General features: G+C 65.5%; 11 protein-coding genes and 1 pseudogene. 6 read left to right on the top strand and 6 right to left on the bottom strand.

Going from position 1 to position 16,333, the window contains the following annotated elements:
* Nucleotides 1-136 precede the first annotated feature (136 nt).
* Nucleotides 137-2,884 carry a TonB-dependent receptor gene (locus tag NDY25_RS11430; protein ID WP_168959215.1) on the bottom strand — a complete coding sequence of 916 codons (2,748 nt, stop codon included), beginning with the start codon at nucleotides 2,882-2,884 and terminating at the stop codon, nucleotides 137-139.
* A gap of 287 nt (nucleotides 2,885-3,171) precedes the next feature.
* Here NDY25_RS11430 and NDY25_RS11425 point away from each other — a divergent pair, with 287 nt between their 5' ends.
* The gene (locus NDY25_RS11425; RefSeq protein ID WP_168959214.1) at nucleotides 3,172-4,194 is read left to right on the top strand and encodes a sugar kinase; all 1,023 of its coding nucleotides are present in this window, start codon (nucleotides 3,172-3,174) and stop codon (nucleotides 4,192-4,194) included.
* Between the two features lie 193 nt (nucleotides 4,195-4,387).
* On the opposite strand, the gene NDY25_RS11420 is transcribed toward NDY25_RS11425, so the two are convergent.
* Both NDY25_RS11420 and fabV read right to left on the bottom strand, forming a co-directional pair.
* The gene (locus tag NDY25_RS11420; RefSeq protein WP_168959213.1) at nucleotides 4,388-4,675 is read right to left on the bottom strand and encodes a hypothetical protein; all 288 of its coding nucleotides are present in this window, start codon (nucleotides 4,673-4,675) and stop codon (nucleotides 4,388-4,390) included.
* A 233-nt stretch (nucleotides 4,676-4,908) separates the two neighbouring features.
* Nucleotides 4,909-6,116, bottom strand: a pseudogene (fabV, locus tag NDY25_RS11415) (enoyl-ACP reductase FabV).
* 293 nt (nucleotides 6,117-6,409) lie between these two features.
* On the opposite strand from fabV, the gene NDY25_RS11410 reads away from it, so the two are divergent.
* Nucleotides 6,410-9,760 (top strand): nSTAND1 domain-containing NTPase, encoded by a 3,351-nt coding sequence (locus NDY25_RS11410; RefSeq protein ID WP_168959211.1) that lies wholly within the window; start codon nucleotides 6,410-6,412, stop codon nucleotides 9,758-9,760.
* Entirely contained in the window at nucleotides 9,757-10,149 is a 393-nt protein-coding gene (locus tag NDY25_RS11405) for a hypothetical protein (protein ID WP_168959210.1), read from the top strand. The genes NDY25_RS11410 and NDY25_RS11405 overlap by 4 nt, the downstream gene beginning before the upstream one ends.
* 240 nt (nucleotides 10,150-10,389) lie before the next feature.
* On the opposite strand, the gene NDY25_RS22940 is transcribed toward NDY25_RS11405, so the two are convergent.
* The 3 genes from NDY25_RS22940 to NDY25_RS11390 all read right to left on the bottom strand — a co-directional run bounded on the left by NDY25_RS22940 (nucleotide 10,390) and on the right by NDY25_RS11390 (nucleotide 13,347).
* Nucleotides 10,390-10,749: a hypothetical protein gene (locus tag NDY25_RS22940; RefSeq protein ID WP_343243425.1), complete on the bottom strand. Its 360-nt coding sequence runs from the start codon at nucleotides 10,747-10,749 to the stop codon at nucleotides 10,390-10,392.
* Nucleotides 10,750-11,491: 742 nt separating this feature from the next.
* Nucleotides 11,492-12,124, bottom strand: a complete 633-nt coding sequence (locus NDY25_RS11395; protein ID WP_168959208.1) for a response regulator transcription factor — start codon at nucleotides 12,122-12,124, stop codon at nucleotides 11,492-11,494.
* Nucleotides 12,121-13,347 carry a sensor histidine kinase gene (locus NDY25_RS11390; protein ID WP_168959207.1) on the bottom strand — a complete coding sequence of 409 codons (1,227 nt, stop codon included), beginning with the start codon at nucleotides 13,345-13,347 and terminating at the stop codon, nucleotides 12,121-12,123. Before NDY25_RS11390 ends, NDY25_RS11395 begins: the two co-directional genes overlap by 4 nt.
* 32 nt (nucleotides 13,348-13,379) lie before the next feature.
* Here NDY25_RS11390 and NDY25_RS11385 point away from each other — a divergent pair, with 32 nt between their 5' ends.
* The 3 genes from NDY25_RS11385 to NDY25_RS11375 all read left to right on the top strand — a co-directional run bounded on the left by NDY25_RS11385 (nucleotide 13,380) and on the right by NDY25_RS11375 (nucleotide 16,130).
* On the top strand, nucleotides 13,380-13,943 hold the full coding sequence (locus tag NDY25_RS11385; RefSeq protein ID WP_256627958.1) for a methyltransferase family protein: 564 nt from the start codon (nucleotides 13,380-13,382) through the stop codon (nucleotides 13,941-13,943).
* 217 nt (nucleotides 13,944-14,160) lie between these two features.
* On the top strand, nucleotides 14,161-14,583 hold the full coding sequence (locus NDY25_RS11380) for a DUF2141 domain-containing protein (RefSeq protein ID WP_168959205.1): 423 nt from the start codon (nucleotides 14,161-14,163) through the stop codon (nucleotides 14,581-14,583).
* Between the two features lie 29 nt (nucleotides 14,584-14,612).
* A complete protein-coding gene (locus tag NDY25_RS11375; protein ID WP_168959204.1) occupies nucleotides 14,613-16,130 on the top strand; it encodes a carotenoid oxygenase family protein in 1,518 nt (505 codons plus the stop codon).
* Nucleotides 16,131-16,333: the final 203 nt, after the last annotated feature.

Genomic DNA, 16,333 nt, shown 5'->3' with positions numbered 1-16,333 from the left:
GCGCACTACAGCGTTGCTGGAGGCTTTCAAACATCACGCCCACCGCGTTGCATGCGTGCACCAGTGCACCGCATACAAGGCGATCAAGCGTTGGAATAAGGGCCCGCTGCGCGCGTGCGCAGCGGGCGGACAGCGGTTAGAACTTGTAGCGCACGCCCAGCAGGAACTGCCGGCCGGTTTCGCTGTATTGCAGCGGCAACTGCGCGGCCGCACCGACCCACTCGTCTGCCACTTCGTTGGTCAGATTGATGCCTTCCAGGCTCAGCTCGATCTTGTCGTCGAACTTGTAGCGCAGCGAGGCGTCGATCATCGTGGTGGCCTTCATGCCGTGCACGTCGAAGCCGGTTTCGGTTGCCGGCACCTGGGTCAGATAGTCGTCGCGATGCGTGGCCGACACGCGCCCGGCGAACTTTTCGCCTTCGTAGAACAGCGTGGCGTTGTACGCATTCTTCGACAGACCGGTGAGATCGGTTTCCAGCGACGCCGCGCCGCTGGTGGTCAGATACTGGATCTGCGAATCGACGTAGGTGTAGTTGAGCTGGATACCCAGATTGCTCCAGACGCCCGGCAACCAGCTGAAAGGCTGGGTGTAATTGGCTTCCAGACCCTTGAGATCGCCACCGGGCGTATTGAGCGGCACGCTGAAGACGAAGTCGTCGTTGACGCCGGCGCCGGTACCGTCGAGCAGGCTCACCGGCAGGCCGCTGGAGGAATACGGACGCACCTCGCGTGCGGTCTGCACGAAGCTTTCGATGTCCTTGTAGAACAGCCCAAGGCCCAGCAATGCGCCTTCCTGGAAATACCACTCGAAGCCCAGGTCGTAGGTGTCGGCGAGAATCGGTTCCAGATTCGGATTGCCGCCACTGACGGTGCGCGCACCGCCGCTGACGTTGACCGTTACACCGGGCGTCAGGCTACCCAGACCAGGACGCGACATCACCTTGGCCGCACCGAAGCGCACCAGGAAATCCGGGCTGACTTCGGCCACCAGGTTCATCGATGGCAGCGTGTTGTTGTATTCGCGCTCGGCGGTGGTCTGCACGAGTGCGGAGCCGACGGTGGCAAAGCCGGTGGACTCCTGCTTGGTGCGCACATAGCGCACGCCCAGATTGCCGGAGAACGGAATCGCGCCGATATCGAAGGAGAAATCGCCCTGCAGATACGCACCGCGATCCTGCTCGGTGACGCTGCGGGTGTTCACCGCACGCTCGGCCAGGGCGAAGGTGCCGGTGCCGCTATAGATGCCTAGCGCATCGGCCACCGCATCCAGATTCGGCACCACCCAGGTGTTGGGCGAGCCCTTGATGGCGCTCAATCCGGTTTGCTGGGTCAGGTCGGCCGGCACGATGCGGGTGCCATCGGCGAAGGTGGGCACCGCCACTTCGGAAGCGCGGCGGAATTCCTTGGTGGCGAAGGTGTAGTTCTTGGCCAGCACGCCACCCTTCAAGCGGAAACCGGGGCTCACGCTCCAATCGAAATCCAGGCTGCCGGTATCGAAGTCGTTTTGCACCTGTTGCGGACGCAGGCGCAGTTCGGCCAGGGTCCAGCCATTGGGGTCGGTGGGGTCGATGCCGTAATTGAACACCGGCTTGCGGCTGTTGCCGCGGTAATCGTACGAATAGCCATCGACATTGAGCTTGTCCATGATCACCGTGGTCTGGATCGGGTTCTCGTGCTTGGAGCTCGAGGTGCCGACCATGCCGCTGATCTTGAACACGTCGCTGAAGCGATGCTCGCCGGTCAACGACAGCTGCTTGAAGACGGTGTTCCATTCGTCGTAACGGTTTTCCGAGCGCACGTCGACGTTGTCGAAGTTGCCGTACAGCATCGCACCGGTGGCCGGGTCGATGAAGCCGTCGTTGACGATGGTCTGCGGCTTGCCGCCCTGCGCTGCGCCACGGCTGAAGGAGATCGCCTCGATATAGTTTTCGCTGCGCTTGGCGTCGATCTTGGAATACAGACCGTCCAGCGAGAACTCGGTGGAATCGCTCGGCGCCCATTGGAGCGAGCTGGTCACGCCGATGCGCTCCTGCTTGTGCTCCATCAAGGTGTAGCGCGGGAAGCGCGGATGGAACACGTTGGCGTCGCGCGCCTGCGGGAACGCCGGGCTGGCGGCGAAGTTGCCGTTGCTCGGGCCATTGGCCCAGCGACCGCTGTTGCTGCCTTCTTCCAGCAGCTCGCGCTCGGTGTAGGCCACCGACACCAGCGCGCCGAAGGTGTTGTCGGCCCAGGTGTTGGAGATCAGGCCGGCTACGCGCGGGTTGGCCTTCTCGGACATCGCGTTGTAGGCGGCCTGGCCGCTGGCGGCGATGGTGAGGCCTTCGTAATCAAACGGGCGTGCGGTACGCAGGTCGACAGTGGCGCCCAGCGAGCCTTCTTCCACATCGGCCTGCGCGGTCTTGCGCACGATCAACTGGGTGAACAGGTCCGAGGCGAACACGTTGAAGTCGAAGCCGCGGCCGCGGTTGGAGCCGCCGGACTGGTCCGAACCGCCCACCGTGGTGAGCGCTTCCATGCCGTTGACGCGCACGCGGGTGAAGTCAGGGCCTAAGCCGCGCACGGAGATATTGCGGCCTTCGCCGGCATCGCGGGTGATCACCACGCCGGGGATGCGCTGCAGCGATTCGGCCAGGTTGAGGTCGGGGAACTTACCAATGTCCTCAGCGACAATGGCATCGACCACGCCGGCTTCGCCGCGCTTGATGTCCAGGGCCTTTTCTACCGAGGCGCGATAGCCGGTGACGGTGACGGCGTCGAGGTCGACCGTTGGCTCGGTGGGTACCTGGGCGGCGTCCTGTGCAGCCGCATGGCCGCTCAGCGCAAGGCCGATCGACAGTGCAAGCAAGGTAACCGGTGTCTTCCGGTTGGTGGTCCGAAATTGCATGTCCTCCCCTCCCAAGGGTCCATGAACAACGTGAAATAGCGGGGGTGTGGGCGGTAATGACACCGCTGGTCAAAACGACGTTACCAGCTGAATCGCCGTTCAACATCTTGCAGCGCAGCAGAAAACCTCACCTAATTTGCACAAAAGGGGTGCAACCAGCCCCTGCACGTCGCATTATTCTTGTGATTGGTCGTCTATCACGACGGCTAGAATGACACCGATGGTCATCCTGACGCGTCCCGGTCTCCCCACCCCGTGACGCACCACACAGACGAGGTAATTGCCGCATGAGTCGTGCCCGCATCCTGTGCTTTGGAGAGTTGTTGTTGCGCCTGGGGGCGCCTGGTCACGAGCTGCTGCTGCAGCAGCCTCGGCTGGATGTGCATTGCGGTGGGGCGGAGGCCAACGTTGGCGTATCGCTGGCGCATTTCGGCCACGAGGTGGCCATGGTCAGCACGGTGGCGGACAACCCGCTGGGTGCGGCAGTGCTGGGCGAACTACGGCGGCACGACGTGGACACGCGCCATGTGCGGCAGGTGGATGGACGCATGGGTCTGTACTTTTTGACCACCGGTGCGATCCATCGCCCCAGCGAAGTGGTCTACGACCGTGCCGATTCGGCGTTTGCGCTGGCGCCGGCCGATGCCTACGACTGGCCGCGTCTGCTTGAGGGCGTGCAGTGGCTGCATCTGTCCGGGGTCAGCCCGGCGCTGGGCGCCGATGTGGCGCAGGCCACGCTGGCGGCCGCACGCGCCGCACGTGCGGCCGGGGTCAAGGTCTCATTCGACGGTAACTACCGGCCCAAGCTATGGCAGCGCTGGCAGGGCGATGCGCGCAGCATCCTGCACCAGCTGTTCGACTGTGCGGATGTGGTGTTTGCCGACTACCGCGATATCGGTGTGGTGCTCGGTGGCGAGTTCCCGCAGGACACGCTGGAAGCGCGCGTGGAAGCGGCCGCGCAGCAGGCCTTCGCGGCGTTCCCGCGACTGCAGTTGATGGCCTGCACGCAGCGCGTGGCGCACAACGTGGACCACCACAGCCTGGGCGCGATGCTGGTGCCACGCGGTGGCGAGGTGGCACGCGCGCCGAGCGAGGAACTGACCCCGATCATCGACCGCATCGGCGGCGGCGATGCCTTCGCGGCCGGCGTGCTGCACGGCTTGATCGAGGGCTGGTCGCTGGAGGACACGGTGCGCTTCGGCCTGGCGGCGGGGTGTTTGAAGCACTCGATTCCCGGCGATTTCAATCCGCTGTCGGTGGCCGATGTGCAGGCCTGTGTGGGCGATGCGCGGTTTGATGTGAGGCGGTGAAAAGCTGGGATTGGGGAATCGGGATTGGGGAATCGTAAGAGCATTCAAGAGCGCTGGCTTTCAGCGCTTTAGCCAGGTTTGTTGCTAACAGCGCGCGGTGCGCTCGGAGCTGACGCGCGATTGTGCGATGTGATGCGCGATCGCGGGCGGCGAGTAGATGCTTGCTACGTGTTGCTCGCTGCACTCACGCGTTTCAGGCGGGCGCAGGTGCGCGGCGTTTGTTGATGATCCACTTCAGCGCTGCGCTCAGCAGGACCACGCACAGCGAGGCCGGTACGCTGAAGAACAGCGTGAGCATCAGTGCGAACTGCCAGTCCGGCGCCGAGCCGTCCTGCATGACCACGGCACAGACGATGGCCGTGGTGATCACAAAATTGCAGATTGCCTTGAGTGACCAGTGCAGCTTGACGAAGCGCAGCAGCACGGCACAGGTCACGCTGACCAGGATGGCCAGCACCAGGATAGCGATCAGTTTGTCCATGACCTCGTGCGCTCCATGCAGTGTGGATGTGGTTCAACAATCAAGCCACGTCCCTGCCGAACCAGTGATCGACATGAAAGCCTGCGATTCATAGCGGCGTCTCGACCTTTAGCGCCGGGATTTGGCATTGGGATGGAGTCGGGAGTCGGAAACAGTCAAAGCACTGCGTACTGCACAACCAGCGTGCCAAGCCGCCACGGCTTTTCCGATTCCCCACTCCCGATTCCCGATTCTCAGCCCAACTCGATGCAATCGAACCTCACGTCCGTCTCCACCTCGGCGTCGTAATCCACATCGTCACGCTCGAAGCCGAACAGCTTGAGGAACTCGTGCTTGTAGCCGGCGTAATCGGTGAGGGCGAACAGGTTCTCGGTGGTGACCTGCGGCCATAGCGCCTTGCAGGCGTCCTGCACGTCGTCGCGCAGTTCCCAGTCGTCCAGGCGCAAGCGGTTTTCGTCGTCCACCTCGGCAGGCTGGCCGTCTTCGCGGTACAGGCGCTCGCGGAACAGGCGGTCCAGCTGGTCGATGGTGCCTTCGTGCAGGCCCTTTTCCTTCATGATCTTGTAGACCATGGAGATATACAGCGGCATCACCGGAATGGCCGCACTGGCCTGGGTCACCACCGACTTGAGCACCGCCACATTGGCGCTGCCGCCGTGCTTGCCCAGGCGCGCATTCAAACGCTGCGCGGTGTGGTCCAGATCCACCTTGGCCTTGCCCAGCGCGCCGTGCCAGTAGATCGGCCAGGTAATCTCGGTGCCGATATAGCTGAAGGCCACGCTGCGCGCGCCATCGGCGAGCACGCCGGCACCTTCCAGCGCGTCGATCCACAATTCCCAATCCTGCCCGCCCATCACGGTGATGGTGTCTTCGATCTCCTGCTCTGTCGCCGGCTCGATCGAGGCCTGGATGATGGTGTCCTTGTTGGTGTCGATGGCGGTGGCGGTGTAGGTCTGGCCGATCGGCTTGAGCGCCGAGCGCTTCACTTCGCCAGTGCCCGGCAACTTGCGCACCGGCGAGGCCAGCGAATACACCACCAGGTCGACCTGGCCGCCCATCTCGCTCTTGATCAGCTCGATCACCTGCGCACGCGCCGCATCGGAGAACGCATCGCCATTGATCGACTTGCTGTACAGACCCGCGGCCTTGGCATGCTTGTCGAACGCAGCCGAGTTGTACCAGCCGGCGGTACCGGCCTTGGTGGCTGTGCCGGGCTTTTCGAAGAACACGCCCAGCGTGTCGGCGCCGAATCCGAAGGCAGAGGTGATGCGCGAAGCCAGGCCGTAGCCGCTGGACGCGCCGATCACCAGCACCTTCTTCGGGCCGTCGCGACGCACGCCGCGGCGCGCGTGGCGGCGATCTGCTCGAGCACATTGCGCTCGCAGCCAAGCGGATGCGTGGTGGTGCAGATGAAGCCGCGCACTTTGGGATGGATGATCAACGTGTACTCCTCGTCAGCAAGATGCTGGCGGCATCTTAATCGGTGGGCTGCGCGCGAAACAGCCTGATGCGCAACACACGCTGCTGTATGGATGCGCGTGAAGACGCCGGTATCGCCACACGGTGTGGCGTGCAACGCATGCATCTTCAGCGCACAGGCGCGAACGAACAGCGATCACCATCGATTTCCTGCCGGGCCGCCTGTGCTATTTTTTGCGCCTGCCGTGCCGTGCCTGGCTGCGCCTGTTGGCGATCGTCGAGGTCCCTTCCAGCTGTGCGACCGGTATCCGAGCGATGTCTCTTCGAAGCGAGCGCGTCACGCAGCTGAGCTCCGTCCCACGGTTTCGGCTTGGGCCATTGCTGGTCGAGCCGGAACGGCTGGCGCTGATCGATGACGGCCAGACCATCACGCTGGAACCGCGCATGATGGAAGTGCTGATCGCGCTGGCCGAGCGCGCAGGCGAGGTCATCAGCGCCGAGCAGTTGTTGATCGAGGTGTGGCACGGCAGCTTTTACGGCGACAACCCGGTACACAAGACCATCGCCCAGCTGCGCCGCAAACTCGGCGACGACAGCCGCCAACCGCGCTACATCGAAACCATCCGCAAGCGCGGTTACCGGCTGCTGCCCAAAGTGGTGTTTCCCGAGGATTATCGCGGCGTCGTGATTGGCGCGCGGGCGTGGGAGCACGGCAATCCCTACGTGGGGTTGCAGGCGTTCGCTCCCGCGCATGCCGAGGTGTTTTTCGGCCGTAGCCACGCCATTGCGCAGGTATTGAGCGCGATGCGCGCGCAGTTGCACAGCCAACGCGGGCTGGTGCTGGTGAGCGGTGCCAGCGGTTGCGGCAAGACATCCCTGCTGCGCGCCGGCGTGGTGCCGTTGTTGTCGCAGCCCGGCGGCCTGGATGGCCTGGAAGCGGTGGCGGTGGCCTATTGCAACCTGGCGCAGTGCCATGGCGGCGATGTGCTGGACACGCTGGCGCGCGCACTCGGCGACTGGGCACCGAACGGGCGCGCGGTATTTTCGCCGGCGCAGACGGCGCTGCTGCCCGATTGGTTGCAACGCCCGGCACCACTGCATGCGGCCATTGGCGAGGCAATGCGCCAGAGCGCCCCGGCGCGCGACAGCCTGCAGACCCAACGCCATCTGCTGTTGGTGATCGACCATGCCGAAGCGATGGTGGCCACCCCCGGTATCACCGATGCCGACCGCGCCGCATTGGCTGCCGCATTGCAATCGCTGTGCAGCAGCGCGCAGGTGGCGGTACTGATGCTCACCCGCAGCGATTTCTATCCGCGCCTGATCGATGCCTTGCCGCAGATCGTGGAGCTCAAACGTGGCGACGGGCATGTGGATCTGCTGCCGCCGCGCGATGGCGAGATCGGCCAAATCATTCGGGTGCCTGCAGCGATGGCCGGGCTGCGCTTCGAAGAAGACCGCGACAGCGCCAGCCGCCTGGATGATGTACTGCGCGACGCCACCGCGCGCCAGCCCGATGCCTTGCCGTTGCTGCAGCACTTGTTGCATGCACTGCACGCACAACGCAGCGACGATGGCCTGCTGACCTTTGCGGCCTACCGCGCACTGGGCGGGCTGGAAGGCGCGTTGGCACACCATGCCGAACACACATTTCGTGCCTTGCCGCCCACCGCGCAGGCCGCGCTCGGCGAGGTGCTGACGTTGCTGAGCGTGATCCATCCCGACAGCGATGCGGTGACCGCGCGGCGTGCGTTGTGGTCGGCATTGCCCCAGAACAGCGCTGCACGCGTGTTGGTGGATGCCTTCGTGCATGCGCGATTGTTCGTCAGCGAATTGGTCGCAGGCGAGCCGGGGTTTGCGGTTGCGCATGAAGCCTTGCTGCGGCAATGGCCGCGCGCGGCCGAGTGGATCCATGAAAACCGCCGCCTGCTGCAGGCCCACAAACGCCTGCAACTGGCCGCACAGCGCTGGGCCGCCGAAGGCCGGCGCACCGATCATCTGCTCAACAGCGGGCGCCCCTTGAGCGAAGCGCGCGAAGCGGCGCGGCGCATGCCGCAGGAGTTGGGCGCGGTGGATCACGCGTTCCTGCATGCCTGCGAGCGCTCGCAGCGGCAACGGCGCGGGATGTATGCGGTGGCGGCGACCTTGCTGGTGGTGCTGGCAAGCGCCTCGATGCTGCTGGGCTGGCAAGCGCGGCAAGCGCAGCAAGTGGCCGAACAACGCCGCGACCAGGCGCAGCAACTGGTGAGCTACATGCTGGGCGATCTGGCCGAGCAATTGCGCACCGTGGGCAACCTCAAACTGCTCGACAGCGTGGGCAGCCGCGCGCTGCGCTATCTGGAAGACCTGCCCAACGCGAGCATGCAGCCTGGCGATCTGATCAACCACGCACGCGCCCTGCGCACCACCGGCGAAGTGCTGATGAATCAGGGCAAATTGGACGAAGCGCATGCGGCATTTACGCGTGCCGCTGCCACGGCCGAGCAGGCACGTGTGCGTGCGCCCGGCTCGCTGGAGGCGCAGGCCGAAACCGGGCAAACCGCATATTGGCTGGGGGACCTTGCCTACAAAGGCAAGCAGTTGCCGCTGGCGCACCGGTATTGGTCGCAGTATCTGGCGGCCTGCGAATGGCTGGTGCGCACCGCGCCGCAGGATCCGCGCTGGCAACTGGAGCTGTCCTACGCACTCAACAACCTTGGCACGCTGGCCAAGGAGCAAGGCCAGACCAACGCCGCGATCGGTTTCTTCGCGCGCTCGATCGCACTCAAACGCCAGCTGCTGGCACGCACGCCGGACAACGCATCGCTGCGTTACGAACTTGTCGACAGCTTGTCCTGGCTCAGTCTGACCCAGGAAATGCAGGGCTTGCTGGCACCTGCCGAGCAGGGCTACCGCGAGCAGATCGCCATGCTGGGCGCACTGGTCGAACAAGATCCCGACGCGCATGCCTGGCGGCGGCGTCTGGCCGGATCGCTGATCCGCACCTCCAACCTGGCACTGGCGCGCGGCCATCTGGTGCAGGCGCAGACCGATGCGCAGAACAGCGTGCGCATGCTGCAGGCACTGGTGGCGTTGCAACCGGACAATGTCGCCTGGCGTCGCGATCTGGCGCACGCCGACGCACAGGTCGGCTGGATGGCCGCACTGGACGGGCATCCCGATCTGGCCGAGCGCCACCTCGACCGGGCCCGCCAGACCATGGCCGATGTGCTGAAACAGGCGCAACCGTTGCCGGAATGGCAATGGCTGGACGCCATCATCGCGCTGCGCTTGCAGCGGGTGCACACCGCCCGCTCGGACACGAATGCCGACAGCCTTGCACCGATCGTTGCGCAGCTGGATGCGTTGCATCGCGCCAGGCCCGACGATCTGCTCGGCCTCTCGGCCCTGGCCCAGGCGCTGGTCTGGCACGGCGAACAGCAGGCCGCTGCCGGCAACGGCGCCGGTGCTCGCGCGGCGTGGCAACGCGCGGTGGCGGTGCTCGGCAAGGACATCGCCAACAGCCGCGACAAGAACCTGCTCGACCCCTGGATTCGCGCGCAGGTGCACCTGGGCCAGCGCAGCGCCGTTACGCAACAGCTCGGATGGCTGTATCACGCGGGCTACCGCCACCCGGGATTCGTCTCCCTCTATGCCCCGCTATTCAAGGAACAGGACAAGTCATGACGGAATCGAATGAGAACGCGAGCATCATCATCACTCTCACCGTGGCGCGTGTGGATTTTGGCGGCAACAGCGGGAAAGGCGAGTATTTCTACAGCTTCTCGCCGGACCTGCTGCTGGTAGGCAAGGGGCAACAAGATGTGACCTTGGTCTACCGTTTCGATGTAGACGTGCCCTATCAGTTTCGCATTCGCAGTCTGCTGAGTTCGGACGCGCACGACCAGCTCGAGGAGCCGAAGATCGCCGACGATGGGCGCAGCGTGTCGGTCGTCAATCGCAATAACAAGGCGACGCTGATTTTCTTGACCGTGATCATCGAAGACGAGAAGCGCAAACTCTTGTTCAGCTGCGACCCGCAGGTCGGCAACGATCCGCAAATCTCACCGCAATAATCCCCACGCCGGCATCTGTCTGGCGGTTCGCCGCCAGGCAGTCAGCGTGCTGGACCAGGCAGTTGGGCCTTGCCCCACGACGACGCCGGCTGCCAGGTCGCAAGCGGACTGGATAACGGCAAGCGCTCAGCCCAGGCAGTCACGCCGCCGTGGTTGGGTGCTTGCCGGTGCGTCTGTCAGTGCGGTGCCGCATTCCGACTGTCGCATTCGACTTCGGCAGCTGCGCGCCGTCATCCCCGATCAGACAGGTTGCTGAAAGCCACGTTGATCTGGCTGCGTATTGCCAGCACGCTGGGCATGCTCGCGGTCGCGGTCGTTACGGCCAGCTCCACGCCCTGCCCCTTGCCGACACGCCAGGCCCTGTGCGCAACCGCGCTGATCGGCGTGGGCGGCCGCGCTATCGCATGCTCCGGCCGCGGGTCCCTGCACTGCCAGATCACAGCGACCCACGGCCACTCGCAGGTCACGCTCGGCCGTGGCGGGTTGGGTCAACAGCGCGGCACGGGGCCAGGTCCCCGGCAATTCGGGCTGGGTAGGTGCCGTCCAGGCACTGGTGGACAGCACGACGATCAACACGAACAGGTATCGGACCAGGCGCATGACGGACTCCGCGGCAGACCGGAGCGCGGCGCGTCCCCGAGCGGCGTTGGTGGCCGCCAGACGACCTTCGCGCCTGGCCGCCGGTGCGACCTGACGGCAACCTTACGGTTGTTGCCCAATTCTGCAGAAGCTGGGAAATTCTTTGTAAAACAACGTCATGCACACTAGCGAGATATCGTCATGTAAATGAGGTGGCGATGTGTCTGGGCGCCGAGCTGGCTCTTGCGTGTGGTGGTAGCAGCTCAGTAGAGCTTCGCCCTTCGGCCGAGATGAATGGGCCAGTGCCACCGTCGACGAGAGCGAACCTCGGGGGACCGGGACCGGGACCGGGACCGGGACTAGGGGCAGGCGGCGGGCGCCAAGCCCGCTGACCAAGGGCTGTTCCTTCTCCCCTCGGGAGAAGGTGCCCCGCAGGGGCGGATGAGGGTACGGGCGAAGCCTCGTGTCATCTCGTTCCAAGTGTGGCTTCGCCCCGTACCCTCACCCCAACCCCTCTCCCGAAGGGAGAGGGGCTGGCCTCCGGCTCCCGATTTGCGGCTCGACTTCGACGCCAGTCTCACCCTTCCAGCGCCCGCTCCAGCCCCGCTCTTACGACTCCCTAATCCCTAATCCCTAATCCCTAATCCCTAATCCCTAATCCCTAATCCCTAATCCCCAATCCCCAATCCCCATTCCCCATTCCCCATTCCCCATTCCCCATTCCCCATTCCCCATTCCCGATTTCCATTCCCAATCCCAACCCTCAAATCACCCGCAACGTGATCGCCTTCAACACCGCGCGCGTGCGGTCGCGGGTGCCGAGCTTTTCCAGGATGGTGGAGACGTAATTCTTCACCGTGCCCTCGGCCAGGAACAGGGTGCGGGCGATCTCCTTGTTGGAGTAACCGCCGGCGAGCAGGCGCAGGATCGCCACCTCGCGCTCGCTGAAGGTCTCGCGCGGGGGCTGCTGGTCGCGGAACTGGTAGCGCGCGCGCACCGGGTCGGTGCTGACCGGCTGCAGCAGGGTCTCGCCGTTGGCCACCCGCTCGATCGCCTCGCGCAGGTCTTCCGGGGCGGCGTCCTTGAGCAGGAAACCTTGCGCGCCGGCCTCGGTCGCGCGTAGCAGCAGGTCGCTGTCGTCGAAGGTGGTGAGCAGCAGCACCGGCGTGCGGTCGCCGCGGGCGCGCAATTGCTGCAGCGCCTGGATACCGTCCAGGCCGGGCATGCGGATGTCGCTGAGCACCACGTCCACCGTGTTGATGACGAGCGCGTCCAGCAGGCCCTGGCCGTCGTCGGCCTCGCAGACCACCTCCACGCCCTGCTGCTGCAACAACGCGCGCAAGCCGGCGCGGACCAGCACCTGGTCGTCGGCCAATGCGATGCGGCGCGCGCTCATGCCGGCAACCTCGCGGTCAACTGCATGCCGCCGTGCGCGGCGCGGCCGAGTTGCAACTGGCCATGCAAGGCCGCCAGCCGCTCGCGCATGCCGGCGATGCCGTTGCCCTCGCGGATCTGCTCGGCGCAGTGGCCATCGTCCTGGATGTCGATGTGTAGCTGGCCGTCATGGGTGTGCAGCGACACCTGCACGGTGTCGGCCTCGCCGTGGCGTGCGGCATTGGTCAGCGCTTCCTGTACCAGCCGCAGCAGGGCTTCGGCGATTTGCGGGTCGCTCACGCGTACGGCCGGGTCGATCTGCAGCTGCAGCACCGGTTTGGGAAACGGCGCGGCCAGGGCATGCAGCGCGGTGTGCAGATCCAGCCCGGCATCGTCGCGCAACGACTGCACCACGCTGCGGATGTCACCAAGCAACTCACGCGCAAGGCCTTCCAGCATCGCCAGCTCCTGGCGCGGCGCCAGCATGGGGTCTGCACGTAGCAAGCGCAGATGGATGCTCATCGCGGTGAGTTTGTGCCCGGCCACATCGTGCAACTCGCGCGCCAGGCGCAGGCGCTCGGCATCGCGCGCGCTGTCGGCCAGCAGCGCGCGGGTGGCCAGCAGATCGGCATTGACGTAGGCCAGCGCATCGCGGGCACGCTCGGCAGTGCGCGCGTAATGCGCGGTGAGCGCGGCGAAGGCCTGAAAGCCGGCGTAGATGCTGACGATGGACAGCGCGCGATCGATGCCGGCCTGCACCAACACCGCGTACATGCCCGCGTTCAATGCCAGCGCCAACAGCAGCACGCGCAACGGCGGCCAGGCCATCCCTGCCTGCGCCACCAGCAACACCAGCAGCACCGGCGCAGTGCCTGCATGCGGCTCCATCCACACCAGCAGCAGTGCCAGGACCGCTTGCAGCAGCAGCGCGCCGTTGCGCAACGCGGGCAGCGGCCGCAACAGGGAGTGCAGCAGAAACAACGCGGTGAAGCCGGCCAGCACGCCCCAGCGCCAGGCGCCCTGCGCTGAAGTGTCGGGCGTAAACGACAACGCCACCGCGGCAATGGTGAACGCACCGGCCAGGCGCAGGGGGTGCAAAAGATGACGCAGGGAAGAGTTCATGCGGCGATGCTGACGGCCGCGCGGCCACTCGGCAATGGTGCGCATGCAGAAAGTGACTTCCGGCAGGTGGGATCGATGACCTGCGGCCCCTGTGGTCGATGCGGTGCGTGCGCACACTGGCATGACCAACCCACCCATCGCCACGGAGTCACGCCATGTCTGCTTCCAGTCTGTTTCTTGCGCTCAATCTGATCTGGGGCGGCTATCAACTGCTGCTCAGCCGCCGCCGCGCCAGCGATGGTGGCGCGCACGATCAAGGCACCCTGCAACACCTGTGGCGGGTGCTGTCTGCAGCGGTGGCCGTTGCGGTGGTGCTGGCCTACAGCGGCCTGGCCCATTGGCCGCAGGGCTGGGCCGCGCCGCTGCAGTGGGCCGGCTGCGCCTTGATCGGCAGCGGGCTGGCGTTGCGCGTGTGGGCCATCCAGGTGCTGGCACGCTGGTTCACGGTGGATGTGACCATCCAGCCCGATCATCAGCTGGTGCGCAGCGGCCCGTATCGCTGGCTACGCCATCCCTCCTACACCGGCGCGCTGCTGGCCTTTTACGGGCTGGCGCTGGGCATGGGCAATGCGTTGTCGGTGGCGGCGATCGTGGTGCCGGTGACCTGGGTCTTCCTGCACCGCATCCGGATCGAAGAGGCCGCATTGCAGCGTGCGTTTCCGGTAGCGTACCCGGCGTATGCGAAGCAGAGCCATCGGTTGCTGCCGTTGGTGTGGTGAGGGTTGCGAAGGTAGCGGTGTGGCGCCTGCGATGAGGGGTGCTTCGCCTGCTTGCACACAGGTTCGGCCCACGTGGCGTGCAGGCAGACGTGTTGCCGCACTATATGGGCAGCCACGCGCGGGGCGATCTGCGACCGCCACCACCGCCGCCGGGTCGAGGCGCTACGTACCATCGCCCCCCAACGCGTCGCATCCCCACCCGTGTCAGGAGACTTGCATGCTTGCCCGCACCTACGTCGTTGTCGCACTCGTCGGCCTGCTCGGCAGCGCCGGCATCCAGGCCGCCGATCTGGACGTGGGCGTCAGCGGCCTGCGTTCGCAACAAGGCAAGTTGCGCATTGCGGTGATCGCCTCGGCTGCGCAGCTGGAGAGCGCACAGCCGCCGGTGCAGGCGCAAACGGTGCCGATCACCAGCGCTACACCGCACATCCAGTTCAAGAACCTTGCCCCCGGCCGCTACGCAGTGATGATCAATCACGACGAAAACAGCAATGGAAAGCTGGACACCAATTTGATCGGCATGCCGGTGGAAGGCTACGGCTTCAGCAACAACCCTACCGGCATGCGCAAGCCCAGCTTTGACGAGATCGTTTTCGATCTGCCCGCTGCCGGCAAACGTATCAGCGTGCAGATGCGCTGACATTTCCACGTTTCCTCAAGGAGCAGTGCATGCATCGCCGTCGTTTCCTGCAGTCCTTGCTGACAGCTACCGGCAGTGCTGCGCTTGGCGGCTGGGCGCTGCGCAGCTTTCCGGCACAAGCAGCCGAAGCGGCACGGTTTCATGAGCAGTTGCAACGCACGCCGTGGCTGCTGGGCTGGCGCAGCGTCACCCGCCCAAACTTCGGCCCCACCACGGCAGCACTGCAAGGAACGCTGCCCGAGGGTCTGGCCGGCAGCTTGTATCGCAACGGCCCGGCCTGGACCGAGCGCGCCGGCTTCCGCTACGACCACTGGTTCGACGGCGACGGCATGGTGCACCGCTGGCGGCTGGATGGCCGCCAGGTGCAGCACCACGCGCGCATGGTGGACACCCACAAGTTCACCCAGGAACAGCAGGCCGGTCGCTTCCTCTACCGCGCTGCCGGCACCGCTGTGCCGGACCAGCAGCCGGCGCGCAACAACGACGACGTCAACACTGCCAACACCTCGGTGGCGATGCTCAATGGGCGCCTGTTCGCGTTATGGGAAGCCGGCTCGGCGATCGAACTGGATCCCGATGCCCTGGGCACGCTCGGCCCGGTGACCTGGCGCGACGACCTGGCGGCAATGCCGTTCTCGGCGCATCCGCTGATCGACCGCGATGGCAGTGCCTGGAACTTCGGCTCGATCGGTGTGATCGGCGCCACCGGCGTGCTGATCTGGCACATCGGCGCCGATGCGGTGCTGCGCAGCGCGCAACTGCTGCAGACCGACGCGCCGGGCTACCTGCACAGCTTTGCGATGACGCAGCGGCATCTGATCTTCGTGCTGGCGCCCTACCGCCGGCTGGATGGCGAGGGCCCGTTCTTCGAGCAGATGCGCTTCACCCCCGACGCCGCGTGCCGGATTGCGGTGGTGCCCAAGGATGCGCTGGACCAACCGCGCTGGTTCGAAGCCGACTTCGCGGTGGCCTATCACTTCGCCGATGCCTACGAACATCGCAACCGTATCGTGGTGCGCGCGCTGGTCCACACCGACCCGGAGGAGGCGCGCTCGCCATTGCGGGCCGCGATGCACGGCGACCCGGCGGCCACGCCGTCACCGGTGCAGCTGCGCAGCCTGCACCTGGATCTACGCAACGGCCGCGCGCACTGGCAGGCGCATGCGGTGGACAACCTGGAACTGCCGACCTTCGATGCGCGCACGCCCGGCACGCGCGGCGCGCGGCTGTATGCGCCGTGCATCGACGGGCCGAACGCATCGCCGTTTCTCAACGCGGTGGCCAGTTACGATCTGGAACGCGACCGCCGCCAGGTGCACCGTTACGGGCCGGACATGCTGGCCGAAGAACACGTGTTCGTGCCGCGCCCCGGCAGCGAGCGCCCAGACGATGGCTGGCTGGTCGGCACCGTGCTGGACACCACCCGTGCGCGCACCGGCCTGATGGTGCTGGATGCACGCCACGTGGATGCCGGGCCGATCGCACAGGCCTGGTTGCCGTATGCGGTGCCGCTGGGATTTCACGGGCACTTTGCCGCTACCGGGTGAGTCGGTGCGCCGTTTTCCGTGATGCGGCGAACTGAGCTGGCGCCTGTTATCGCTTTGCCCGCAGCCGCAATGCGTGCGCCGCTGGCGCAGTACGCCGAGCGTGCCGCATTGGTTTATCTCGCCAGTCACCCGGCATCGGCCTGCTGCTACGCCAGGCACGCTGTAGCGCGGTCCACCCGCCACACCGATGGTCTTACACTCAG

This window comes from Xanthomonas hortorum pv. pelargonii, from assembly GCF_024499015.1.
GTDB classification, from domain to species: domain Bacteria; phylum Pseudomonadota; class Gammaproteobacteria; order Xanthomonadales; family Xanthomonadaceae; genus Xanthomonas; species Xanthomonas hortorum_B.
Note: the sequence above shows the minus strand (reverse complement) of the source record. Positions and strands in the feature narration are given on the sequence as shown.